The organism is Thiobacillus denitrificans ATCC 25259 (assembly GCF_000012745.1).
Classification (GTDB): domain Bacteria; phylum Pseudomonadota; class Gammaproteobacteria; order Burkholderiales; family Thiobacillaceae; genus Thiobacillus; species Thiobacillus denitrificans_B.
This window is the reverse complement of the sequence record NC_007404.1, coordinates 1,120,643-1,142,034: the sequence shown is the minus strand read 5'-3', so window position 1 is coordinate 1,142,034 and position 21,392 is coordinate 1,120,643. Positions and strand designations below refer to the sequence as shown.

Sequence of the window (21,392 nt, the reverse complement as noted above, 5' to 3'; positions counted from 1 at the left end):
GTGCGTCCGCAAATCTTCACCGGTCCGTCACGCCGCCTTCATGTCGCGCTGGCTTCATGGGCGCATGTTGAATCGCGTCACCACCCTGCTCCGCGCGCGCCCCGATGCATCGTCCTGCGCGCACACCGAAAGCCCCGCGTGGCCCGCGCACGGCCCGGACGCCACGCCCGACTCGCCGCAGTCCGCGCCCCGCCACTACCGCACGCTCTGGATTTCCGACATCCACCTCGGCACGCCCGGCTGCCAGGCGCGCTACCTGCTCGACTTTCTCAAGCACAACGAATCCGACACGCTCTATCTGGTCGGCGACATCATCGACGGCTGGCAGCTGAGGCGCGGCTGGTACTGGCCGCGCGCGCACAACGACGTCGTGCAGAAACTCCTGCGCAAGGCGCGCAAGGGCACGCGCGTGATCTTCGTGCCGGGCAACCACGATTCGATGGCGCGGCAGTTCATCGGTCTCGCCTTCGGCGACATCGAGGTCGCCGACGAGGTGATCCACGTCACCGCCGACGGCCGCCGCTTTCTCGTCACCCACGGGGACCGCTTCGACGGCGTGATCCAGCACGCGCGCTGGCTCGCCTACATCGGCGACAGCGGCTACACGCTGATCCTCGCGCTCAACCGCTGGTTCAACGGCCTGCGCGCGCGCATGGGCTACCCCTACTGGTCGCTGTCGCAATACATCAAGCACAAGGTCAAGAACGCGGTCAGCTTCATCACCGCGTTCGAGAAGGTCATGATCGACGAGGCGCGGCGACGCCGCTGCGACGGCGTGATCTGCGGCCACATCCACAAGGCCGAGATCCGCACCGTCGACGGCCTCGTCTACTGCAACGACGGCGACTGGGTCGAAAGCCTGAGCGCGCTCGCCGAAACCGCCGACGGCACGCTCGAAATCCTCCACTGGACACATTGTCTCGACGCGGCGGCGTCGCCACGGAGCGCCGCAGTGCGGCAGGCCGCATGAAGATCATGATCGTGACCGACGCCTGGTCGCCACAGGTCAACGGCGTCGTGCGCACGCTGACGACGACGCGCCGCGAAATGGAGGCGATGGGCCACGAAGTCGACCTGCTCTCGCCGCTCGAATTCCGCACCCTGCCCTGCCCGACCTACCCCGACATCCGCCTCTCGCTGCTGCCCGGACGCAAGGTCGCGCGACGCATCCGCGAATTCGCCCCCGACGCGCTGCACATCGCGACCGAAGGCCCGCTCGGCTGGGCCGCGCGCCGCTTCGCCCTGCGCCACCGCCTGCCCTTCACGACCGCCTACCACACGCGCTTTCCCGAATACGTGAAGGCGCGCACCGGCATCCCGCTCGCCTGGACCTACCGCTTCCTGCGCGGGTTTCACGCGCCGGCGCGCGCGGTCATGACGCCGACGCCCGCGGTCAAGGCCGACCTCGAGGCCTTCGGCTTCGACAGGGTCGTGCTGTGGTCGCGCGGCGTCGACCTCGACGTGTTCCGGCTGCAGACCTCGCACCGCCTCGACACCGCGCGTCCGATCTTTCTCTACGTCGGCCGCGTCGCCGTCGAAAAGAACGTCGAGGCCTTCCTCGAACTCGACCTGCCGGGTTCGAAGTGGGTCGTCGGCGACGGCCCGGCGCTGCCCGCGCTACGGGAGCGTTACCCCGATGCCTACTACCTCGGCGTCATGAAACAGCCCGAGCTCGCCGAGGTCTACGCGGCCGCCGATGTCTTCGTCTTTCCGAGCAAGACCGACACCTTCGGCCTCGTGCTGCTCGAAGCGATGGCCTGCGGCCTGCCGGTCGCCGCCTACCCGGTCAGCGGCCCGATCGACGTGCTCGGCGATTCCGGCGCCGGCGTCATGCACGAAGACCTGCGCGAGGCGTGCATGGCCGCGCTCAATATCGAACGCAGCACCGCCCGCGCCCACGCCGAGAAGTTCTCATGGCGCGCGGCGACCGAGCAGTTCGTCGGTCATCTGCATCCGGCACGAGGCGAAGATCGGCAGCCGTCTGCCCGCCCCGTGGGTGCGACCGGGACTATGGATTAGTGTAAAAAAAGCCCGGGTCGGCCGCCCGGGCTAGCGATTTGCCTCAAGAACGTCACGCGGCGGTCCTCAAGTCCTCCTTGAACAATCCGCGCAAGGTCTCACGCAATTCGGGCGTATCGGCGTGGCCGTGAACGGCGACGGCATGCTGAACGGCTGCTTCCAGCAGTTCCTCCTCGCTGTCGGCCGACATGAACAGGCTGCAGTTCATTTCGCTCGGGTAGTCCCGGCAATCGATGAATTTGCGTTGCATGATCACCTCCTTTTCCCTCGCCCCGGACGGCCCAAGGCCACCATAAGGGAAATTTTTTTATAGACCCCCCGGCGGCGACGCGCACCGAGGCGCTGAGCATGGGGGGCTTGAAACTCGGCGCCGCCGCCCCCATCTCCGCTCCCACCTTGTTTGTACGTGTAACCAACGGGAGATAAAGGCATGTCCGCCACCAGCAGCAAAGAAACCCTGGGCTTTCAAGCCGAAGTCAAACAGCTCCTGCAGCTGATGATCCATTCCTTGTATTCGAACAAGGACATATTCCTCCGCGAACTGATCTCCAACGCCTCCGACGCCGCCGACAAGCTGCGCTTCGAAGCCTTGTCGGACGCCGCGCTGTTCGAGAACGACCCCGAGCTCAAGATCCGCATCGCCTTCGACCGCGACGCGCGCACGCTCACCATTTCCGACAACGGCATCGGCATGAGCCGGCAGGAGGTCATCGACCACATCGGCACGATCGCCAAGTCCGGCACGCGCGAATTCTTCAGCCAGCTTTCCGGCGACCAGAAGAAGGACGCCGCGCTGATCGGCCAGTTCGGCGTCGGCTTCTATTCCGCCTTCATCGTCGCCGACCGCGTCACGCTCACGACCCGCCGCGCCGGCCTTACCGCCGAGCACGGTGTGCGCTGGGAATCCGAGGGCGCCGGCGACTACACGCTGGAAACGGTCGAGAAGCCCCAACGCGGCACCGAGATCGTGCTGCATCTGCGTGAAGGCGAGGACGAATTCCTCTCCGACTGGAAGATCAAGTCGGTCATCCGCACCTATTCCGACCACATCACGCTGCCGATCGTGATGAAGAAGACCGAATGGAAGGACGGCGTCGAGACGCCGACCGACGAGGACGAAACGGTCAACAAAGCCTCGGCCTTGTGGGCTCGCCCGAAGAAGGACATCAGCGACGACGAGTACAACGAGTTCTACAAGCACGTCGCCCACGACTTCGAGCCGCCGCTCGCCTGGTCGCATAACCGCGTCGAGGGCAAGCAGGAATACATCTCCCTGCTCTACGTGCCCTCGCACGCGCCGTTCGACCTCTACGACCGAGAGAAGCGCCACGGCATCAAACTTTATGTGCGCCGCGTCTTCATCATGGACGACGCCGAGCAGCTGATGCCGCAATACCTGCGCTTCGTCCGCGGCGTCATCGACTCGGCCGACCTGCCCTTGAACGTCTCGCGCGAAATCCTGCAGTCGAGCCGCGACATCGACGCCATCAAGAACGGCTCGGTGAAGAAGGTGCTCGGCATGCTCGAAGACCTCGCCGAGAACCAGCCCGAAAAATACGTCGAGTTCTGGAAAGAGTTCGGCAAGGTCATGAAGGAAGGCCCGGGCGAGGACTTCGCCAACAAGGAGAAGATCGCCGGCCTGCTCCGCTTCGCCTCCACCCACACCGACACCGACGCGCAGGTCGTGTCGCTCAAGGACTACGTCGGCCGCATGAAGGAAGGCCAGACCGCGATCTACTACATCACCGCCGACAGCTTCGCCGCCGCCCAGCACAGCCCGCACCTCGAAATCTTCCGCAAGAAAGGCATCGAAGTCCTGCTGCTGTCCGACCGCGTCGACGAATGGCTCACCGGCAACCTGCATGAGTTCGACGGCAAGCCGCTCAAGTCCGTCGCCAAGGGCGGCCTCGACCTCGGCGAACTCGAAGACGAAGCCGAGAAGACCGCGCAGAAGGAAGCCGAGGAGTCGATGAAGCCGCTGGTCGAGCGCATCAAGGCCATGCTCGGCGAGCGCGTCAAGGACGTCCGCGTCACCCACCGCCTCACCGATTCGCCCGCCTGCCTCGTCACCGGCGAAGGCGACATGAGCGCCAACCTCGAACGGCTATTGAAAGCCGCCGGCCAAGCCGCGCCCACCGTGAAGCCCACGCTGGAGATCAACCCGTCGCACGCGTTGGTCACGCGGCTCGACAGCGAATCCGACGAAGACCGCTTCAAGGACTGGGCCAACCTGCTGTTCGAGCAGGCGCTGCTGGCGGAAGGTGGACAGCTCGACGATCCGGCGAGTTTTGTGCGGCGGTTGAATGGGTTGCTGGCGATGTTGCCGGGTTGAGGACGCAAGAGCCGTTCGTGTTGAGCTTGTCGAAACACGAATGACCTTAATTGTTGTATCCAACGCGACTGAGCAATCAGTCGCGTTTTTTATTGCTTTGGCCTAGTCGCAAAGTTGCGCACTCATCTGAATGCTGCAATCCTTGATGCCTGGCCATTCGCACCCAATTTTTATAATTCAAAGGAGATCTTGTGGAAGTCACGAGAATTCAGGAAGACGAACTTAATTCCCTTTTGCTTTTGAATGAGGATCACTTTAACGATGTAAAAAGCAAACGGATTCTTCCCGCAAAACTCCAGGAAACGTTCGTCGCTTTCGCGAACTCGGATGGCGGAGACTTGTATGTTGGAATCGAGGATAAAGCGCACACCGGTGAGCGTGTCGTAGGATTTGGCGAACAGGAAGAAGCAAACGCTATCGTCTCGACTTTGCTGGAAGAGACTCAGCCCGCAGTTGAAAATGTCTCCATTGAGTTCCTCGATACCGATGGTAAAGGCTTGGTGTTACATATTGGAATTCCCAAAAGTCCAAAAGTCCACTACACAGCTTCGGGCGATTGCTTTATCCGAATTAATGCTCAAAAAAGGAAAATCAAAGGAGAAAGGATTACTCAGCTTGGGTACTCCAAAGGGGCAGAGCCATACGAACGGAAACCTGTTGCCGATGTTGAACTTCAGGAGATCGCGCAAAGCGAAGAGCTCGCTGACTATATGCGACGCGTTTCCACTCATCTCGAGCCAACAATTTTTTTAAGGAAGCAAAGACTCTTAACGTCACATGACGGCACACGCATTCCGAACGTTGGTTGTGTGCTCCTATTTGATGAAGAACCCCAGGCGACCCTGGAAACACGTTGTGCAGTTAAAGTCTACCGACTTCGAACAACCGAGAAGGAATATAAGAGAGAGCAGTTGGAAGAAATGCCTGTAACCATCAACGGTGGCACGGAAGAAGTAATTCGTAAAACAATTGATCAAGTCGTGAAATATATTGATGGGGCAGCGTTCCGGGATGGCGGCAAGCTTGTCAAGCTTAGGTACCCAGCAGAAGCCCTAAAAGAAATATTAGTTAACGCTGTAATTCATCGCGACTACAGCCTAAACGACGATATCCACGTTCGAATATTTGACAACCGAATCGAGGTTCAAAGCCCCGGAAAGCTACCTGGATACATGAGCCTAGACAATCTTTATGAAGAACGCTTTTCGAGGAATCCCAACCTCGTTAGGATGCTTCACAATCTTCCCAATCCAGTAAACCACGACATCGGTGAGGGTCTAGACACGGCCAAGAATGAATTAAAAAAAGCAGGATTAGTTGAGCCCATCTTTGAAGAAAAAGATAACGCTTTCCTTGTAACCATCAAACATCAGCGAATCGCTTCTGTTGAAGAAGTCGTACTGAGTTATCTCGAGGAAAATCCAGGTACTGAAATCACTAATAAACTTGTTCGTCAGTTGAGTGGTGAAGACGACATGCAGAAGGTGAAATTGGCACTTCAAAAGCTCAGGGCAGCCGGCCATATCGTGCCACTTGACGAGAATGCCAGCGCATTTAACTTTCGCTATGTGAAGGCATGAGTCTTGAGCGCGGGAATTTAAGCAAGCTAAAGAGGGCGAATACCGTTGATGCACTACTGCCCCCTTTCTCCACCTAAGAATGGAGGACTCATAGGGCACAGCTTGGTGCGGGCAGGAGTAACCCTGGCAAATCTCGTAATAAGCCCACCAATGGGCAGAAAGGAGCAATGGCTATGGTGAAAAAAGTGCGTCGTGCAAACGGTGGAGGTGTTATTCGCCACACCGCCTTGGTATTAGTAGGCTGCTTGTTCTTCATTGTCGGGCAGGTGACTCCCGACTTGTTCATGAAGGTGGTTCTACTTGCAGTCGCCAGGGTCTTGCCCTATGAGCCTTTCTCAATTTGACACCAGAAAAAAATGGTAGACGCTACTTAAAAAAATCAAAGGGGCCAGGCCGAATATGTCTGACGGTCTCACTACCTAATCGACAAACGATACCAATGCCCCGCCGCCGCCTCACCCGAGAAGGTCACGGGGTCAGGTCCTTGCATTAACACATCCCCTACCCGAATACCGCGGGTTCAGAAAACAGTGGCGGTAGCTCTCACAGCGCAACAATAACGCGGCCGGGTGAACCCTCACGCCAAGGAGGCTATCCGAAGTGGACATTCCACGAATCTTCAACATCACCGAAAGCGCTCACCGCATCCACAACCCGTTCACCCCCGAAAAGCTCGCCACGCTCGGCGCGGCGCTGCGTCTGGAAGCGGGGGCACGCGTACTCGACCTCGGCAGCGGTTCGGGGGAGATGCTGTGCACCTGGGCACGCGATCACGGGATCGTCGGCACCGGCATCGACCTGAGCCAGCTGTTCACCGAGCAAGCGAAACGCCGTGCCGAAGCGCTCGGCGTTGCCGGCCAAGTGAAGTTCATCCACGGCGACGCCGCCGGCTACGTCTCGGACGAGAAGGTCGATGTGGCAGCCTGTGTGGGTGCCAGTTGGATAGCCGGCGGCGTCGCCGGCACGATCACGCTGCTGGCGCAAAGCCTCGAACCGGGAGGAATCATCCTCATGGGCGAGCCCTTCTGGCGCAAGTTGCCGACGACCGAAGCGGTTGCCAAGGCGTGTCATGCCAACACGATCTCCGACTTTCTGCTGCTTCCTGAATTTCTCGCCTCTTTCCGCAAGCTTGGCTACGACGTCGTCGAAATGGTTCTGGCTGACCAGGACAGCTGGGACCGGTACGAGGCGGCCAAGTGGCTCACGATGCGCCGATGGCTCGACGCCAATCCCGAGGACGAGCTCGCCGAAGAGGTTCGCGCGCAACTGAGCTCGGAACCCGAACGCTACGCGACTAACACCCGCGAATACCTGGGCTGGGGCGTGTTCGCACTGATGGCACGGTGACGAGTGATGGCTCGGCGACGAATCAAAGGGGCCCGGCTCGAATATCCTGACGTGTTGCGCTAGCTGACCAGCAACGAATTAGACGATGCCCCGCCGCCCTCCACGGGCCATCCTCAACCCGGAAGAAGCGGTGAAAACAACAGAAGCCCGTTTGGCCCTGAAGTCGCGCGAGCAAGAGCCGCAGGACCTGCCCGCGATTTATGAATTGCCTTTGACCAAATAATCGAAAGTCCTCATGAATTCTTTCCGTCTCGCTTGCGCCGCCATGCTCGCCGTGACAACGCTGATCGGCGCAGTGCCCGCCTCGGCGCAACCGCCCTTTCAACTCTCCTCAAAATTCCACGAGGCCCGCTTTGTTCGCGGCAATGCCTGGGACGGCACGCATCGATTCGGCAACGTGTTTTGCCTGACCTTTCCGCACAGCACGGACGTCGAGGCGCTTGGCCAAGCCATGTACAACCGCGATACGCTGTATTACAGCCATGCGGCATATAAGGACATGACCGCGCTTTACGTCGTCACCTCGGTCGTCCCGGCCGGAAGATCGGTTGAGGCCGAGATCGGAAACCTCGCTGCTCAGAATCAAAAGCTCGTGGACGCCTACCCGGACTATTTCTCGCAACGTCAAACCACCGGATTGCTTGGGCCGCCTCTCGTGCTCACCGTGCGCAATGCAACCGAAGGCTCGAAGGAGGCGCCGTTCCCTTTCATTCGGTCTGTCAGGGCCGACCCGGACGGCCAGCTGGCTTCGCTTTCCGTCCATCGGCTGTTCGTCCATGGGCGCGACCGTATAGAGGTCGCCGGGCTTCGATATTTCACGACTCCGATTGGCGCGGAAGGTGAAGCGGAAGCCATTTCAAACTTGACCGCGCTCGTCGAGGCCGCCGCCGAATCACTCCAGACATGCACCGCCAGCCTGCCGCCGAGGGGGCGTTAGGCCAGCGACCGCCCGTCTCGGCCTCCGCCTCGAAGCCGATCGCGCATGCGCAACGGGGGGTCAGGATCGTGGCGAATAAAAGGGGCATGCTCGAATATCCTCGGGCCGACAATCCTCTGTCGGATTCTTATACGCATCTCTCCCCGAAGCTCTCCATGAGAGCGCCTGGAACGTTGATTCATATCGGAAAAAGTCGTCGTTCGAGACGATGGCATGACTCATGCTCTGCCCGCATGGATACCTAAAACTTACAAATAAAGCGGATTGAACGGCCACGTGTCCTGCATTCACTTCTGGAGAAAATCCGCGATGCGAACCACCATCTGCAAATCGGCGAACCCCCGCCTGGGAACGCTCATGTCAGCCCTCGCCTTGCTCCTGCTGACGCTATTCTCACAAGCGTCCGAGGCGGTCCTGCTGGAAATCGATCCTGCGCGCAGCGAAGTTCTCTACACACCCAATTCCCCATTCCCGATCTGCACGGTTGACCAGTTCGGGGGCATCGACTGCCCGCCGCCGGCGCCGCCCCAGGCGTTCGCGATTGCCGGCAACGTCGACGCCAACGCGATTCACGAGCACTGGCAGTTTGGCTTCGGTTACCCCGACGTTGAGCGGGATCTGTTGAACCTGATTACGAGCAACCTGACCTCGGAAGCCTTGGATCTTGGTCTGAGCCTGTCCGGCGACTTGGGGCTGATGAGCGGGGAGTCATTCGAGATACAAGACAATCCCTGTTTCCTGTTCGTCGGCCCCGGATCCTGTAGCGGATGGGTGACAGGGCCACGAACCGGATCGGAAGGGACGTGGGACGGGCAGACGCTCGTGTGGCGTGGCTTCCAGACCTCTTACGATGCCAGTTTCAATTACACGATCACGGCAACTGTCGCTGCCGTTCCCGAGCCCGGAACGCTGTGGCTGATGCTCCTGCTCCCAGCGTTGATGTTTTTCCGTAGGGGCGAAGGGCAATATCGCTCGGTCCCCGCGATTGGAAGAAGAAGAATCGATCGCTGATCCTTGCGCACTCCGCGCGGGGCCGGTGAACTTGGGGCCAGGGGAAGTTCATCCGTGGCGATGCCGCCGGCTGCGTCTCGGACGAGGAGGTCGATATGGCGGCCTGTATGTGACGGCCGGGGCTCGCCCCTTGGCAGACCCCCCCAAGCCGACCTAAGAATAGATTTACACAATAAAAATCGGCCTGACGGCGACGACTGGCCCGTGCTGAATGCTCGGGGGCGTCGCAGCGGAAGGCTTCGCGCGGTTCATCCGATCGGCAAAGGGGGGCAAGCGTATGGTCACACGTCGCGCATTCCTGAAATACACCGCAAGCACCGTATTGACCTGGTTCGCGTTCGACCGATTCGGGATCCGCAAGGCGATCGCTGACATCCCCGGGGGATCGCTCGACCCGCGCGGGGTTCCAAAATTCGAAACGCCGCTGCTGATCCCGCCCGTGATGCCGCGAGCAGCGAAGATCGCTCGCGCCGGCAAGAACGTCGACTATTACGAGATCTCGATGAAGCCCCTCCATCAGCAGATCCTCCCCGTAGGCCTGCCCGCCACGCCGGTCTGGGGCTACGGCGCGGTGACGTCCGCGAGCAAGAAAGGATTGCTGCTGCACAATGCGCCGTCGCTGACGATCGAGGCCAAGTGGGATACGCCGGTGCGCGTGAAGTGGATCAACGATCTCAAGGACGCGGCGGGCAACTTCGTGCCCCATCTGCTGCCCGTCGACCCGACGCTGCACTGGGCGAACCCGCCCGGCGGCGCAACAGGACGCGACACGCGACCGACTTTCACGGAGACGCCCGGCCCCTATGACGGGCCGGTGCCCATCGTCACGCACGTGCATGGTGCGGCGGGCGTGGGTGACGAGAGCGACGGCTACGCCGAAGCCTGGTATCTGCCCGCCGCGGGCGGCATCCCGCCGGGTTTTGCGACCGAGGGTAGCTGGTACGGCTTCTTCGCCGACAAGGCCGCCGCCAAGTTCGGGGTCACCTGGGGTCCGGGCTACGCGGTCTTCCAGTATCCGAACAAGAATCGCGCCTCGACCATCTGGTACCACGACCACACCCTGGGCATGACCCGCCTCAACGTATACGCCGGCCCGGCCGGTTTCTACATCATCCGCGGCGGCCCCGCGGGCGATGACACCGTGATCGACAGCCGAACCGGGACGCCCGCCATACTGCCGGGACCGGCCCCGCGGGAGCACGACAAATTCCCGCCCAACAAGAGCTATCGCGAGATCCCGATGGCGATCCAGGATCGTTCGTTCAACGCCGACGGCTCGCTGTTCTATCCGGACACGCGCACGTTTTTCGACGGGGTCGCGGGCCCCTTCGTTCCGGAGTCCGACCTCTCGCCGATCTGGAACCCCGAGTTCTTCGGCAACATGATGACGGTCAACGGCAACACCTGGCCTTTCCAGACCGTCGAGCAGGCGCGCTACCGCTTCCGCTTCCTGAACGGTTGCCAGTCGCGCTTCCTGATCCTGGACTTCGGCAACATTCCGGGCGTGGAAGTCTGGCAGATCGGCAACGAGGGCGGCTTCCTCGCCGCACCCGTGAACCTCACCGCGATCAACGACAACACGCTGCTGATGGGCCTGGCCGAGCGTGCGGACGTGATCGTCGATTTCACCAACGTTCCGCCTGGCCATTACGTGCTCGGCAACGTCGGGCCGGACGAGCCTTTTCCGGGTCTGGAAGACGAATTCGACGCCGCCGACCCCGACACGACCGGGCAAATCATGCAGTTCCGCGTCGCGCCGGCGGCGAGGCCCGATCCGAGCACGCCGCCCGCGTTCCTGCAGTTGCCGGCGATCACGCCGCTGCCGCCCGAAACCGTCACCCGCCCGTTGGCGTTGCTCGAGGAGATGTCGGCGGCCTTCGAGGACGCGCCGGTCGAGGCGCTGCTTGGCACCGTGGCCTTCGACGGCAATGGCACGGGCGTGTGCACCGGGCGCCTGTGGATGGAGCCGGTCAGCGAAAACCCGGAAACGGGCGCCACCGAGGTTTGGGAAATCTACAACGCCACCGGCGACGCCCACCCGATCCACATCCACGAGGTCGCGTTCGAAGTCGTCAATCGGCAGGATATCGTCGTGGACGAGGCCGAGGGCAGGGTCGCGCTTGCTCCCGGTTCCGAGCCTGCGCCGCCCGCAGCCTGGGAGACAGGCTTCAAGGACACCGTCATCGCTTATCCCGGGCACGTCACGCGCGTGCGGGCGCGGTTCAACACGCCCGGCCAGTTCACCTGGCACTGTCACATCCTCGAGCACGAGGACAACGAGATGATGCGGCCGTTTCGCGTCGGTCCGGTTCGGCCTGGTCAGCCCGGTTAGGAAGGTCGGGGAGGCGAGACCCGCTTCGCGCATTTGGCCTACCCGATCCCGGTCCACGTCGCGCAATCACGCATCACCTGTTTCCGGCTTTCAGCCGAACATCGGTTGCCTTGGGCCCGGCCCCTTCCTTATCGCCCTGCCTGCGCCTTCACCGGCGAGCTGTTCCGCCTGATCGCCTCCTACGTCCCGCCGCCGGCCGGCCTGCAGTCACCCGCGCGGTGGGGAACCGAGCCGCGCATCGTCGAACTGTTCCGTCCCGGACGCCACCGGCATCGAATCGGGGCGGCGCAGCGTCAACTTCCGCTATCTCTCCCCGCGCACTGGATCGACGGGGGCGCGCATGGCGTGCGACACCGGCACTTCCCCCATTGTTGAATCCGACGCGCGCTATCCATGTCCCCCGGGTGTTAATCCCCTCGTCCGCTCAAGATCAACAAATGGCTGCCGCTAAAACGCCGGGGATTCAATAAAGAGCCGACCCGGCTCGCATAACACGATCAGGGGGTATTCATGCTGAAACGATTGACACTGGTTTGTCTGGCACTGCTGGTCTCGGCCTGCGCGACAGGAACGCGGATCACGGAACTCCATGACCGCTCGCTGGCCTACGGCTGGCTGGACATCACCGACGTGGACGCCAACCGCCTGCATGCGGTCAACATCTACCAGTTCCGTCCCCACACGGCCGAGCCGTACTACCCGGCGCGGGTGATCAAATTCAAGGAAGGATTTCTCTATTACTCGATGGTGCTTCCCAACGGGTCGCACAAGACAGAGTCCGCCTCGGGCCAACGATGCCTGGGCTTCCTCTGCAGCAACACGATCTACGAGTATTCGTTTGGCAAGCAGGGCGATAAGGTCGGCGCAGTGGCCATCAAAAACCCGGGGGTCTATTCGCTCGGTTCTTACAAGCTGACGAAAGTGAAGACCGGCTTTTTCGAACAGGGCAAGTTCGACGTCGCGCCGGCCCGTGACGCGCCGTCGAAGCGCGAGCAGCTCGAGGAAATCCTGAAGAACGTGCAGGACGAGCCGGTGGTCGCCGAGCGGGTCCGGCGTGAACTGGCCAAGCTGAAATGAAGAAGGCGCTTCTGGTGGTTTTATGTCTGGCGCTCCAGGCCTGCGCCCTGCCGCGCCCCCTACCGCCGGCGACCGACCTGAAGACAGAGGCCTCCGAAGTGATCGTCATCGGCAAGATCGAACTGGTCCCGCCGATCAATGGCGAGTTCGAGCAGCGGCGGTATTGGAACGTATTCGGCGAAGAACGCATGCTGAACCACGTGCTGATGGCAACCGGTGCTAAAAACAGACCGGTCGATGCCTCCGCGTTCGCCGGCTCGGACTTCCGGGACAGCCTGGAGGCCGAGTGGGGCGTGCCCTTCATCGTGAAGGCACCCCGCCAGCGGACCTTTCTCAACGGCGCCGTGACCTACCTCGACGTCCGCGAACAGGACCGCCTCTGGTTTCCAGGCGGCTATTATTTCGACGTTCCGGAAGGCGCGCGTGCGGTCTACATCGGAACGCTGCGCTACCACCGCAACGACTTCAACCGCATCACGAAGGTGGAGGTCGTCGACGAGCGCAGGGATATCGCTGCAGCGCTGAAGACGGCCGGGGGCGCCCCGCTTCAGGTTCGGCCATCGCTGCTGAAACGGGTTCGCTGATATCGAACACAACCGGCGCTGGCGCTGGTACCGCGGGCCGCCTGCCAGGCTGGGTCCCTCGAAACGACCCCGGCATCCGCCAACCGGAACCGATGAAAACCGTATACGAACCGTCAAACGCCCTCGAAGCCCACATGCTTCACGATCTCCTGCAGCACGAAGGCATACCCTCGCGGGTGGACGGGGCCTATCTTCAGGGCGCCGTGGGCGAACTTCCGGCCAGCGGCCTGGTTCGGCTGGTGGTCGAAGATGACGACTACGAGCGGGCGAGAGCCGTCATTCGGCGTTGGGAAGCAACGGAGGTATCCGAGCCGACTCCACCGCCGGCCCAACCGCTGGCAGGAGGTTTCGGCGGTGTCCTGGCCGGGGTATTGATTGGCGTCGTCGGTGCATTCCTGTTCTTCCGTGCACCCATGAACAATGACGGAGTCGACTACAACCATGACGGCGTTCTCGACCAGGTCTGGCGCTATTCGCCGAGCGGTACATTTCTGGGTACCCGGGTCGACCGCAATCTCGACGGAAGAACCGACTACCTGGAAGTCGCGGACAGGCGCGGCTATGTGGTATCGGCCGAAGCGGATGACGACTTCGACGGGAACTTCGAAACCGGATACCGCTTTCATGCGGGCAACTACGAATCAGGCGAGGTGGATACCGATGGTGACACCATCGTCGATTTGAAGATGACATACCAACACGGCGTACTGGCATCCGTGGAATACCTCAACCCCCATACGGCCTTGCCGGTCCGCGTCGAGCACTATCGACTCAGCGTGCTGACCGCTGCCGAGGTCGACGTCGACAAGGACGGCAGGCTCGACACGCGTTACACCTACTCGCCCGCGGCCGAGATCACGGGCAAACAAGCCATTTCTGCACGGTGAACGAATAGATCGCGTTGTCCGCGCCCTTCAAACGCGTCGTGGCGCAAAGGCAGTCCCGACACGAGAGAGACAATATCGCGTCCGAGCAGACGCAGGGTTGCGATCGAAGTTAAAGACCCGGCGAGGACGCGCCGCAAACAGTCATTCGCGCGCGCGAAACCGTCCGCACTCCGAGATGGAAGCCGCTTTCCGTTCGAGCCGCGATCACATACCGATAGGAGACCAACGATGAAACGCATTCTGACCCTGCTGGCTTTGTCCCTCTTTCTGACCGGTCCGGCCTTCGCGGCGAGCGAGCGCGACACCAAGGCCGCGCTCATCAACGAGTATTTCTCCTACATCCCGATGAAGGCGCTGATGGCCGACATGGCCCAGGAGATGTCCAGGCAGCTCCCGGCCGAAAGGCGCCAGCAGTTCATCGACGTCATGACGAAGAGCGTGCGGGTGGAAGTGCTCGAGAACGCGGCGCGTCAAAGCCTCGCCAAGCATCTCACGGTGGGCGAACTGCGGCTGTTCGTCGATTTCATCAAGCAGCCCGAGGCGCGCTCGGCGATGGGGAAGATGAAGTACTACATGGCCGATCTGATGCCCGTTCTGCAACAGGAGATGATGCGAGCGATCAAGGCGAGCTCGCCGGGCGCCACGCAATAAAGCAGCGAGGCGGCGACTGCCTCGGGGCAAGTTCCCGGGAAAGTCGAACTGTTCCGCCCGAGCGCGAGCATCGAAAGACGATGGACGGCTTTCCCGCGTCGAGACGCGAGGCCTCTGCCGATTTCACGCGTCAAGCGTGAGCCTTGCGCGCCATGCGGCCTAGTTGCTTGCGTTTCTCTGCAGGTAATCGAGTATCGCGGCGACTTCCTGGCGGGTCGGCGATGCGATCGCGCTGGAACCGCCCGCGAAGTGGCGCATGTGGCCAAGCATGCGCGACACTACATGCGGCCATTCCTCTGCGGCGTGTTGTCCCGTGCTGGGCTGGAGATGGCATTGGGTGCAATACGCACCGACGAGTTGGGCGCCGGGCGACTGAGGTTCAGCTGCACTGACTGCTGGCGCCGCGGAGAAGCTGACGTGGTGCATGCCGTGGTGTCGGCAAGCGCCGGCCGCGGCCATGGCTGGAATGGTCGCCGCCAGGACGGTGAAGGTCAGAGGGATACGCATGGCGTGACTCCTTAATGCCCGGGTCTTTCGGTTACCTTAGCCATGCTAACGAGCAGGCTTCCCCGCTGGCAATGCGACGGATTGCCGCACCTCGCAGAAGCGCGGCGTGCAGGTCCGAGTCCACAAAATGCGCATCATGATCAACAGGCCTCTTGTTTGAACCCGATGGCGCCCCCGAAGCCGCGCGCAAGCCCTCGCAGCGGCCGGCAGACAGAGGAACTTCGGATCCTGCGCCCGCCTCTAGCGATATATCCCCGGTCCGACGCGGCCGACGGCCGCTCGGGCGCTCATCCGAAGGAGGCATCCCATGATCAGGAAACTCAAGTCCGGCGAATACCGCATTTATTCGATCAAGACTGACCCGAAGACCGGCAAGCGGCGCAACCTCGGGACGTTCGCGACGCGCGAAGCGGCGGAAAAGCACGAGCGCGAAATCCAGTTCTTCAAACGTCGGCACTGACGCGAAGCGGGTCCGGCCCGGCCTCATGACTCCCGCCCCTTGCCTCTTCATTTCCCACGGTTCGCCGATGTTCGCGCTCGAGCCGGGACTGCTCGGCGCGAACCTGCGCGCGCTCGGTGAATCGCTCGCGGACGTCGTCGCGGTGCTGGTCGTGTCGCCGCACTGGCAAACCCGTGGGCTGCGCGTCGGCAGCAGCCCGGCGCCGGAAACCCTTCATGATTTCAGCGGTTTTCCGGCGCCGCTCTATGCGCTGCAATACCCCGCGCCGGGCGCGCCGCGATGGGCGCAAGAGGCTGCGACACTGCTCGCGCAGGCCGGATTCGACGCGGGACTCGACGAACGGCACGGGCTCGATCACGGCGCCTGGGTGCCGCTGCGGCATCTGTTCCCGAAGGCCGACAAGCCGGTGTTTCAGGTCTCGCTGCCGCACGACATCGATGCAGCCGGCGCGCTGCGTCTGGGTCGGGCGCTCGCGGCGCTGCGCAGGCGGGGCGTGCTGATCGTCGGCTCCGGCAGCCTTACGCACAATCTCTACGAGTTCCGCCAGCATGTCCGCGATCCCGAGTACGCGCAGGAATTCGCCGACTGGGTTCGCGGTGCGGTCGAGGCCCGCGATGTCGCGGCACTGGTCGACTATCGCCGGCGCGCGCCCCACGCTGCGCGCGCGCATCCGAGCGAGGATCATTATCTGCCGCTGCTGGTGGCCGCGGGCGCCAGTGATGCGCGGGACGCAACCCGGCTGATCGAAGGCGGCATGACCTACGAGGTGCTGTCGATGGACTCGTTCGCGTTCGGCCTGCCGGGCGCCGACAGCAGCGCGCCGCTACGGTAGCGGGCGATCATGTTTTCATACGGCGCTTTCTTGCTCCGGCCTCGCCGCCCCGACGGGCGGCCCGAGCGGGCGTCCCGCGCGTTCGCCCGATGCTTCCTAAGGGGCGTTGCGTGAAACCGTCTCGGCAGACACGCGGTTCCGCCGGACGCGCCCGCTGGTCCCAGCAGGTCACGGCCCACAGCAATGCCCTCGACCTCGAAGCCGGCGTATTCCGGCTTGACGACCCGCGTGCGATCGCGCGCTCGCTCAAGCGCTCGGCGGAGCGAAGCGACCGCAGAAAGACGACGCCATTCCGTTCGGCGATGTCGATGCTCGTCTTCTTCATCAACCGCGCCGGCCGCCAGCTCACGGCCGAACAAAGGGCTCGGCTCGAAGCCGCCAAGGACGAATTGCGCGCCTTGTATGGCCGGCCTCGCCGGCACTGATCCTGCGCCTCAGCCCGCCGAACGCCGGTCGCGCCCGTAGGCATCGCCCGCGAGTGCTTCGCTGTGCGCGGCGCAGAGCCATCGGCCGCCGCGCCGCACCCAGGTCGACGAATCGGCCGCATCGAGGGTGAGCGGCTTGCCCTCGACGGAAAGTTCTTCGTGGACCTTGTAGGCGACGACGGCGACGTCCTCGCTCAGCATGCGTACATGTACGTCATCGCCGAGCGAGAAGGCGTCGATCGTCCACGGCGCGGATCGCATCATCTGCTCGAATGTCTTGTGGTCGATCTCAGCGACGCCCTGAGCACCGCTGACGATGCAGGGATCGTCGGTCATGCTCAGCACGGCGTCGATGTCCTTGTCCTTGAGCGCCTGCCAGTAGCCGCGCTCGAGTTCGATCACCTGTCTGTCGCTGCTTGTGTAGGTCATGAGCACCTCCTTGGGTCGGCGGTCGGTGCCTCGTGCAAAGCGCCGCCGTCGCATTCATTTCAAATTATTTTGAGCGCGCCGGGCGTGGAATGTTTCCTTGTGCCTTCGCTTTCACGGGCGGGCCATGACAGGCGTGTTTCACGCGTTCACAAGCGCAAAAAAAATGGCGCGCGCCGGTCGTCGAACGTTGCGCTTGATGGTGGCGCGACCTAGTGTGCAGGGTGCTTCCCCCACGCACGCGACACGTATCACCCTCCGGACGGAACCGAGTATGCAAACACGCGAAGACAAAATGAGCATACTGGACGTCGACGTCTGCGGCACGCCCCAGCAGATCGACGAGATCGTTTCCGACGCCCTGCGTTCGGTCCGCAGCCTGCTCGGCATGCAGGTCGCGTTCGTGTCAGAGTTTCGGGACGGCGCGCGCATCTTTCGCCACGTCGATGCGGACGCCGACTTTTCGGTCATTCAGGTCGGTGCATGGGACCCGCTCGACGCGTCGTATTGCCAGCGTGTCGTCGACGGACGCCTGCCTCCCTTGATGCGCGACGCCTGCCAGGAGCCGGCCGCCCTGGCCCTGCCGGTGACGACCGAATTACCGGTGGGCGCCCATCTCAGCGTGCCGATCCGGTTCCGGGACGGCCGCGTCTACGGGACCTTCTGCTGCTTCAGCACCTTCGCCGACGCGTCGCTCACCGAGCGCGACCTCGGGACCTTGCGCCTGTTCGCGGATTTCGTCGCCAAGCTGCTCGAAAGGAAGTCGAACGAAACCACCCGCGAAAACATCATCCGCGAGCGCGTGCGCGCCGTGCTCGACGGCCGGCATTACCGTATCGTCTACCAGCCCATCTTCAACCTCGAACCGAATGCGCTCGTCGGATACGAGGCCCTGACGCGGTTCTCGCTAGAACCCGTCAGGACGCCCGATGCGTGGTTTTGCGAAGCGGACGAGGTCGGCCTCGACGAGGAGCTCGAACTGGCGGCGATTCGCGCGGCCCTGGCGGTCGTCGCGCGCCTGCCGACGACGGTTTATCTGTCGCTCAATGTCTCGCCGAACACGATTCTGAAGGGCTCGCTGGCCTCGGCCTTGAACGGCCATCCCCTCGAACGCCTGATGCTGGAAGTGACCGAACACGCGTCGATCAACGACTACGAGCGGGTGGCCGCGACACTCGCGCCGCTACGGCAGCAGGGCTTGCGACTCGCGGTCGACGACGCCGGCGCCGGCTTCGCGAGCTTTCGCCACATCCTGCAGTTGAAGCCCGACGTGATCAAACTCGACTACAGCCTGATCCACGGCATCGATCGCGACGGCGACCGTCGCGCCCTCGCCGCAGCGGTCATCCGCTTCGCCGAGGCGACCGGCAGCAAGGTCGTCGCCGAGGGCGTCGAGACCGAAGGCGAATTGCAGGCGCTGCGCGAGCTCAACGTGAACAAGGTGCAGGGTTACTTGCTTGGGCGTCCGGCGCCCTATCCCGGCGACGCCTAGGGATTCTGGCGGCGCCTGCTGTCTGGTTTAATGTCGCGTCCTCCATATCCGGCATGCGAAGCCGGTCGCCCCGCTTGACGCGGCGCGGATCGCGCCGCTCTGAACCCGTCTCATGAAAACGCTTTTTTCCCTGGTCGAATCGCCTTTCCATCCCGATTTCGCCGCGCTCTATCGGAAGCTCGGCATCGCGGCCCAGCGCTTCGACTCCGCGCGCAACCTTCACCGCGCGCTGCAGAAGCAGCCGCCGGATTTCTTCGTCGGGGAGTTCATCTACGGCTGGGGCAACAACTACGCTGGCGCGAACGTCTCGAATCTCGACGTCACGATCCGCACGCTGCAGCGCTTCGCGCCGCAGGCGAAAGTGATCGTGTTCATGCATCCGCGCGAAGAAGACCATATCGGCAAGCTGCTGGAACTGTTTCCCCTCCACGCCGTGCTGAGCTATCCGGTGGATGCGCGTCGGCTCGAGGCGGTTCTCGCGCAGCCATAAGCGATGCCGGTAACGCTCTTCCAGGCGCTCGCCTGCCCGCTGGACGGCACGCCCCTGCAGCGCGACGGCGCCGCATGGCGCTGCCCTTCGGGCCACAGCTTCGATGTCGCACGCCAGAACTACGCGAACCTGCTGCCGGTGCAGCACAAGCGCTCGCGTGATCCGGGCGACAGCAAGGAGATGGTCGCGGCACGGCGGCGCTTTCTCGCTGCGGGTTTCTACGCGCCGATCGCCGATGCCGTGAACCGGGCCGTGCTCGCTGACCTGCCGCCGGACGCGACCGTCGCCTGCCTCGACGCCGGATGCGGCGAGGGCTACTACCTGCGTCAACTCGCGGCGTCGGCACCGGCCGGCTGCAGGCTGGCACTCATGGGCCTCGACATTTCGAAATGGGCGGTGCTGTCGGCTGCGAAGCAGGATGCGCGGGTCAGCTGGGTCGTAGGCAGCAACGCCCACCTGCCGGTACTGCCGGGCACGCTCGACCGCGTGCTGTGCATGTTCGGCTTTCCGGTCTACCCCGAGTTCGCGCGCGTGCTGAAGCCGGGCGGACGGCTCATCCAGGTCGACGCCGGGCCCGAGCATCTGCGCGAGCTGCGCGAGATCATCTACCCCGCGCTGAAGCCGCAACGCACAGCGGACCCGCCGACCCCGGCGGGCTTCACCGAGCGACCGGCGACGACGCTGCGCTTTCGCATCGAACTCGCAAGCGCGCAGGAGATCGCCGACCTGCTCGCGATGACGCCGCATCTCTACCGCGCCACGGCCGAAGCGCGCGCGGACGCCGCCGCGCTGACGGCGCTCTCGCTCGGCGTCGACGTGCGGCTCACCTGTTTCGAGCGGGAGGCAGTCTAAGAGAGGTACCCATGGTGCTTCATTGGGGATTTTGTTCTAAGATATTGCCCTCTGAATATCCGCACTAAGGGCCGATCATGAAACGCTGGAACGTCAAATATCCCCGCCGGTTCGACCTCGATTCGGACGACGATTACCTCAGATGGCGCGACGAGAAGCTCGCCGCCTATCCGGGCCACGTCGGCGACCTCGTGGTCGAGCTCGGCGACATGACGGCGCCCACCGCCGCGGAAAAAGCCAAGATCCTCGAAACGGTCGAACGCGCGAACATGTGCGTCTTCACGGCCGGTTCCGCGGAGCTCGAAATGGCTTCGCTGCTGGCACTCGGCGCCCAGCTCGGCGTCAGCCGCACCGACAAGTCGGCGCGGCACGCGCAGTCCGACGAGTTGACCGACTCGGGCATCCTGAACCGCGCGGTCCCGTTCTCGACCCGGCACTGCAACTGGCACACCGATGCGACCTACTACGGCTCGAACCACACGATCCAGGCGCTGTTCCTGCTCTGCAAGCGCCCCGCGCTCGAGGGCGGCAGCAACAAGGTGCTCGACCACGAAGTGCTCTACATCCACCTGCGCGACAAGGCCCCCGAGGCCCTCGACGTGCTGATGAACCGGGATTGCTTCAACTACCGCAACCCCGCGAGCGGCGAGATCGACCTGCACCGCGGCGGCAAGGTCTTCTGGACCAATCCCTACGGCCCGCTGTGCCACCGCTTCTCGTTCCGGAAGACCGACATGGCGTGGTCGGAGGACAGCGACGTCGCCGCCGCGCGGCAGGTGCTCGAGTCGCTGATCTCGGACGAGTCGGCACAGGTCATCGAAGGCCGGCTCGAATCCGGAATGGGCCTGATCTCGAACAACGTGCTGCATACCCGGGAAAAGCTGGTCGACAGCGACGACGCGGCGCACAAGCGCCTGCTCTTCCGCGCGCGTTTCTACGACCGGGTCAATCCTGAACTCGTGAACTGAGCACACGGGCCCCGCCTTTGCGCGGCTGCGGCAGACGCAGGGTGGTCGCCACTGCGGGAGGGCGCGCCGCTCTACCTGGGCGGGGTTTCACGGAGCCGCCGCTTGAGTTGGTGCGGCTTTACCGAGTCGCGTCATACCTCGACGCGGCTTTACCGATCTGCGCGGCAACCCCGATAATGACGG

General features: G+C 62.9%; 24 protein-coding genes. 21 read left to right on the top strand and 3 right to left on the bottom strand.

The window, feature by feature from the left end; translation table 11 throughout:
* Positions 1 to 40: 40 nt before the first annotated feature.
* Positions 41 to 970: a UDP-2,3-diacylglucosamine diphosphatase gene (locus TBD_RS05440; protein WP_011311593.1), complete on the top strand. Its 930-nt coding sequence runs from the start codon at positions 41 to 43 to the stop codon at positions 968 to 970.
* The gene (locus tag TBD_RS05435; protein ID WP_011311592.1) at positions 967 to 2,019 is read left to right on the top strand and encodes a glycosyltransferase family 4 protein; all 1,053 of its coding nucleotides are present in this window, start codon (positions 967 to 969) and stop codon (positions 2,017 to 2,019) included. Before TBD_RS05440 ends, TBD_RS05435 begins: the two co-directional genes overlap by 4 nt.
* A 52-nt stretch (positions 2,020 to 2,071) precedes the next feature.
* Here TBD_RS05435 and TBD_RS05430 read toward each other — a convergent pair whose 3' ends face one another.
* A complete protein-coding gene (locus TBD_RS05430; protein WP_041432980.1) occupies positions 2,072 to 2,269 on the bottom strand; it encodes a DUF1059 domain-containing protein in 198 nt (65 codons plus the stop codon).
* A gap of 180 nt (positions 2,270 to 2,449) precedes the next feature.
* Between TBD_RS05430 and htpG the strand changes: the two genes are divergently transcribed.
* The 12 genes from htpG to TBD_RS05370 all read left to right on the top strand — a co-directional run bounded on the left by htpG (position 2,450) and on the right by TBD_RS05370 (position 14,757).
* On the top strand, positions 2,450 to 4,351 hold the full coding sequence (gene htpG / locus TBD_RS05425) for a molecular chaperone HtpG (RefSeq protein WP_011311590.1): 1,902 nt from the start codon (positions 2,450 to 2,452) through the stop codon (positions 4,349 to 4,351).
* Between the two features lie 191 nt (positions 4,352 to 4,542).
* A complete protein-coding gene (locus TBD_RS14505) occupies positions 4,543 to 5,931 on the top strand; it encodes an RNA-binding domain-containing protein (RefSeq protein ID WP_081429996.1) in 1,389 nt (462 codons plus the stop codon).
* A gap of 173 nt (positions 5,932 to 6,104) precedes the next feature.
* A complete protein-coding gene (locus TBD_RS14955; RefSeq protein ID WP_187147207.1) occupies positions 6,105 to 6,275 on the top strand; it encodes a hypothetical protein in 171 nt (56 codons plus the stop codon).
* Positions 6,276 to 6,531: 256 nt separating this feature from the next.
* Positions 6,532 to 7,278, top strand: a complete 747-nt coding sequence (locus tag TBD_RS05410; RefSeq protein ID WP_011311588.1) for an SAM-dependent methyltransferase — start codon at positions 6,532 to 6,534, stop codon at positions 7,276 to 7,278.
* 85 nt (positions 7,279 to 7,363) lie between these two features.
* Positions 7,364 to 7,501 (top strand): hypothetical protein, encoded by a 138-nt coding sequence (locus TBD_RS14950; protein WP_187147206.1) that lies wholly within the window; start codon positions 7,364 to 7,366, stop codon positions 7,499 to 7,501.
* Between the two features lie 12 nt (positions 7,502 to 7,513).
* Positions 7,514 to 8,215: a hypothetical protein gene (locus TBD_RS05405; RefSeq protein WP_011311587.1), complete on the top strand. Its 702-nt coding sequence runs from the start codon at positions 7,514 to 7,516 to the stop codon at positions 8,213 to 8,215.
* 357 nt (positions 8,216 to 8,572) lie between these two features.
* Positions 8,573 to 9,226, top strand: coding sequence for a PEP-CTERM sorting domain-containing protein (locus TBD_RS05400; protein ID WP_187147205.1), 654 nt, complete (start codon positions 8,573 to 8,575; stop codon positions 9,224 to 9,226).
* A 277-nt stretch (positions 9,227 to 9,503) separates the two neighbouring features.
* The gene (locus TBD_RS05395; protein ID WP_041432978.1) at positions 9,504 to 11,558 is read left to right on the top strand and encodes a multicopper oxidase family protein; all 2,055 of its coding nucleotides are present in this window, start codon (positions 9,504 to 9,506) and stop codon (positions 11,556 to 11,558) included.
* 510 nt (positions 11,559 to 12,068) lie between these two features.
* Complete coding sequence (locus TBD_RS05390; protein WP_011311582.1) at positions 12,069 to 12,635, top strand: hypothetical protein; 567 nt, start codon at positions 12,069 to 12,071, stop codon at positions 12,633 to 12,635.
* Entirely contained in the window at positions 12,632 to 13,219 is a 588-nt protein-coding gene (locus TBD_RS05385; protein ID WP_011311581.1) for a hypothetical protein, read from the top strand. Before TBD_RS05390 ends, TBD_RS05385 begins: the two co-directional genes overlap by 4 nt.
* A gap of 92 nt (positions 13,220 to 13,311) precedes the next feature.
* Entirely contained in the window at positions 13,312 to 14,106 is a 795-nt protein-coding gene (locus tag TBD_RS14495; protein ID WP_011311580.1) for a putative signal transducing protein, read from the top strand.
* Between the two features lie 228 nt (positions 14,107 to 14,334).
* Positions 14,335 to 14,757, top strand: a complete 423-nt coding sequence (locus tag TBD_RS05370; RefSeq protein ID WP_011311579.1) for a hypothetical protein — start codon at positions 14,335 to 14,337, stop codon at positions 14,755 to 14,757.
* A gap of 159 nt (positions 14,758 to 14,916) precedes the next feature.
* On the opposite strand, the gene TBD_RS14755 is transcribed toward TBD_RS05370, so the two are convergent.
* Entirely contained in the window at positions 14,917 to 15,264 is a 348-nt protein-coding gene (locus tag TBD_RS14755) for a hypothetical protein (protein ID WP_148203011.1), read from the bottom strand.
* 307 nt (positions 15,265 to 15,571) lie between these two features.
* On the opposite strand from TBD_RS14755, the gene TBD_RS14750 reads away from it, so the two are divergent.
* The 3 genes from TBD_RS14750 to TBD_RS05360 all read left to right on the top strand — a co-directional run bounded on the left by TBD_RS14750 (position 15,572) and on the right by TBD_RS05360 (position 16,981).
* Positions 15,572 to 15,724 (top strand): hypothetical protein, encoded by a 153-nt coding sequence (locus TBD_RS14750; RefSeq protein ID WP_011311577.1) that lies wholly within the window; start codon positions 15,572 to 15,574, stop codon positions 15,722 to 15,724.
* Positions 15,725 to 15,749: 25 nt separating this feature from the next.
* Positions 15,750 to 16,556, top strand: coding sequence for a dioxygenase family protein (locus tag TBD_RS05365; protein WP_011311576.1), 807 nt, complete (start codon positions 15,750 to 15,752; stop codon positions 16,554 to 16,556).
* A 110-nt stretch (positions 16,557 to 16,666) separates the two neighbouring features.
* Positions 16,667 to 16,981, top strand: a complete 315-nt coding sequence (locus TBD_RS05360) for a DUF3175 domain-containing protein (RefSeq protein WP_011311575.1) — start codon at positions 16,667 to 16,669, stop codon at positions 16,979 to 16,981.
* A 9-nt stretch (positions 16,982 to 16,990) separates the two neighbouring features.
* Here TBD_RS05360 and TBD_RS05355 read toward each other — a convergent pair whose 3' ends face one another.
* Positions 16,991 to 17,410, bottom strand: coding sequence for a nuclear transport factor 2 family protein (locus tag TBD_RS05355; protein ID WP_148203010.1), 420 nt, complete (start codon positions 17,408 to 17,410; stop codon positions 16,991 to 16,993).
* Between the two features lie 292 nt (positions 17,411 to 17,702).
* Between TBD_RS05355 and TBD_RS05350 the strand changes: the two genes are divergently transcribed.
* From TBD_RS05350 to TBD_RS05335, 4 genes are all read left to right on the top strand, one after another.
* Entirely contained in the window at positions 17,703 to 18,899 is a 1,197-nt protein-coding gene (locus tag TBD_RS05350) for a sensor domain-containing phosphodiesterase (RefSeq protein WP_049750282.1), read from the top strand.
* A gap of 112 nt (positions 18,900 to 19,011) precedes the next feature.
* On the top strand, positions 19,012 to 19,389 hold the full coding sequence (locus tag TBD_RS05345; RefSeq protein WP_011311572.1) for a hypothetical protein: 378 nt from the start codon (positions 19,012 to 19,014) through the stop codon (positions 19,387 to 19,389).
* A 3-nt stretch (positions 19,390 to 19,392) separates the two neighbouring features.
* Positions 19,393 to 20,241: a putative RNA methyltransferase gene (locus TBD_RS05340; RefSeq protein ID WP_011311571.1), complete on the top strand. Its 849-nt coding sequence runs from the start codon at positions 19,393 to 19,395 to the stop codon at positions 20,239 to 20,241.
* A gap of 77 nt (positions 20,242 to 20,318) precedes the next feature.
* Positions 20,319 to 21,209: a TauD/TfdA family dioxygenase gene (locus TBD_RS05335; protein WP_011311570.1), complete on the top strand. Its 891-nt coding sequence runs from the start codon at positions 20,319 to 20,321 to the stop codon at positions 21,207 to 21,209.
* Positions 21,210 to 21,392: the final 183 nt, after the last annotated feature.

What these genes read in the sequence shown, in the direction of transcription:
- TBD_RS14755 (WP_148203011.1), bottom strand. Translation starts at nt 15,264, where the DNA reads ATGCGTATCCCTCTGACCTTCACCGTCCTGGCGGCGACCATTCCAGCC.
- TBD_RS05370 (WP_011311579.1), top strand. Translation starts at nt 14,335, where the DNA reads ATGAAACGCATTCTGACCCTGCTGGCTTTGTCCCTCTTTCTGACCGGT.
- TBD_RS05390 (WP_011311582.1), top strand. Translation starts at nt 12,069, where the DNA reads ATGCTGAAACGATTGACACTGGTTTGTCTGGCACTGCTGGTCTCGGCC.
- TBD_RS14495 (WP_011311580.1), top strand. Translation starts at nt 13,312, where the DNA reads ATGAAAACCGTATACGAACCGTCAAACGCCCTCGAAGCCCACATGCTT.
- TBD_RS05405 (WP_011311587.1), top strand. Translation starts at nt 7,514, where the DNA reads ATGAATTCTTTCCGTCTCGCTTGCGCCGCCATGCTCGCCGTGACAACG.
- htpG (WP_011311590.1), top strand. Translation starts at nt 2,450, where the DNA reads ATGTCCGCCACCAGCAGCAAAGAAACCCTGGGCTTTCAAGCCGAAGTC.
- TBD_RS05335 (WP_011311570.1), top strand. Translation starts at nt 20,319, where the DNA reads ATGAAACGCTGGAACGTCAAATATCCCCGCCGGTTCGACCTCGATTCG.
- TBD_RS05355 (WP_148203010.1), bottom strand. Translation starts at nt 17,410, where the DNA reads ATGACCTACACAAGCAGCGACAGACAGGTGATCGAACTCGAGCGCGGC.
- TBD_RS05435 (WP_011311592.1), top strand. Translation starts at nt 967, where the DNA reads ATGAAGATCATGATCGTGACCGACGCCTGGTCGCCACAGGTCAACGGC.
- TBD_RS05395 (WP_041432978.1), top strand. Translation starts at nt 9,504, where the DNA reads ATGGTCACACGTCGCGCATTCCTGAAATACACCGCAAGCACCGTATTG.
- TBD_RS05365 (WP_011311576.1), top strand. Translation starts at nt 15,750, where the DNA reads ATGACTCCCGCCCCTTGCCTCTTCATTTCCCACGGTTCGCCGATGTTC.
- TBD_RS05385 (WP_011311581.1), top strand. Translation starts at nt 12,632, where the DNA reads ATGAAGAAGGCGCTTCTGGTGGTTTTATGTCTGGCGCTCCAGGCCTGC.
- TBD_RS05440 (WP_011311593.1), top strand. Translation starts at nt 41, where the DNA reads ATGTCGCGCTGGCTTCATGGGCGCATGTTGAATCGCGTCACCACCCTG.
- TBD_RS05430 (WP_041432980.1), bottom strand. Translation starts at nt 2,269, where the DNA reads ATGCAACGCAAATTCATCGATTGCCGGGACTACCCGAGCGAAATGAAC.
- TBD_RS05350 (WP_049750282.1), top strand. Translation starts at nt 17,703, where the DNA reads ATGAGCATACTGGACGTCGACGTCTGCGGCACGCCCCAGCAGATCGAC.
- TBD_RS14955 (WP_187147207.1), top strand. Translation starts at nt 6,105, where the DNA reads ATGGTGAAAAAAGTGCGTCGTGCAAACGGTGGAGGTGTTATTCGCCAC.
- TBD_RS05340 (WP_011311571.1), top strand. Translation starts at nt 19,393, where the DNA reads ATGCCGGTAACGCTCTTCCAGGCGCTCGCCTGCCCGCTGGACGGCACG.
- TBD_RS14950 (WP_187147206.1), top strand. Translation starts at nt 7,364, where the DNA reads ATGCCCCGCCGCCCTCCACGGGCCATCCTCAACCCGGAAGAAGCGGTG.
- TBD_RS14750 (WP_011311577.1), top strand. Translation starts at nt 15,572, where the DNA reads ATGATCAGGAAACTCAAGTCCGGCGAATACCGCATTTATTCGATCAAG.
- TBD_RS05400 (WP_187147205.1), top strand. Translation starts at nt 8,573, where the DNA reads ATGTCAGCCCTCGCCTTGCTCCTGCTGACGCTATTCTCACAAGCGTCC.
- TBD_RS05345 (WP_011311572.1), top strand. Translation starts at nt 19,012, where the DNA reads ATGAAAACGCTTTTTTCCCTGGTCGAATCGCCTTTCCATCCCGATTTC.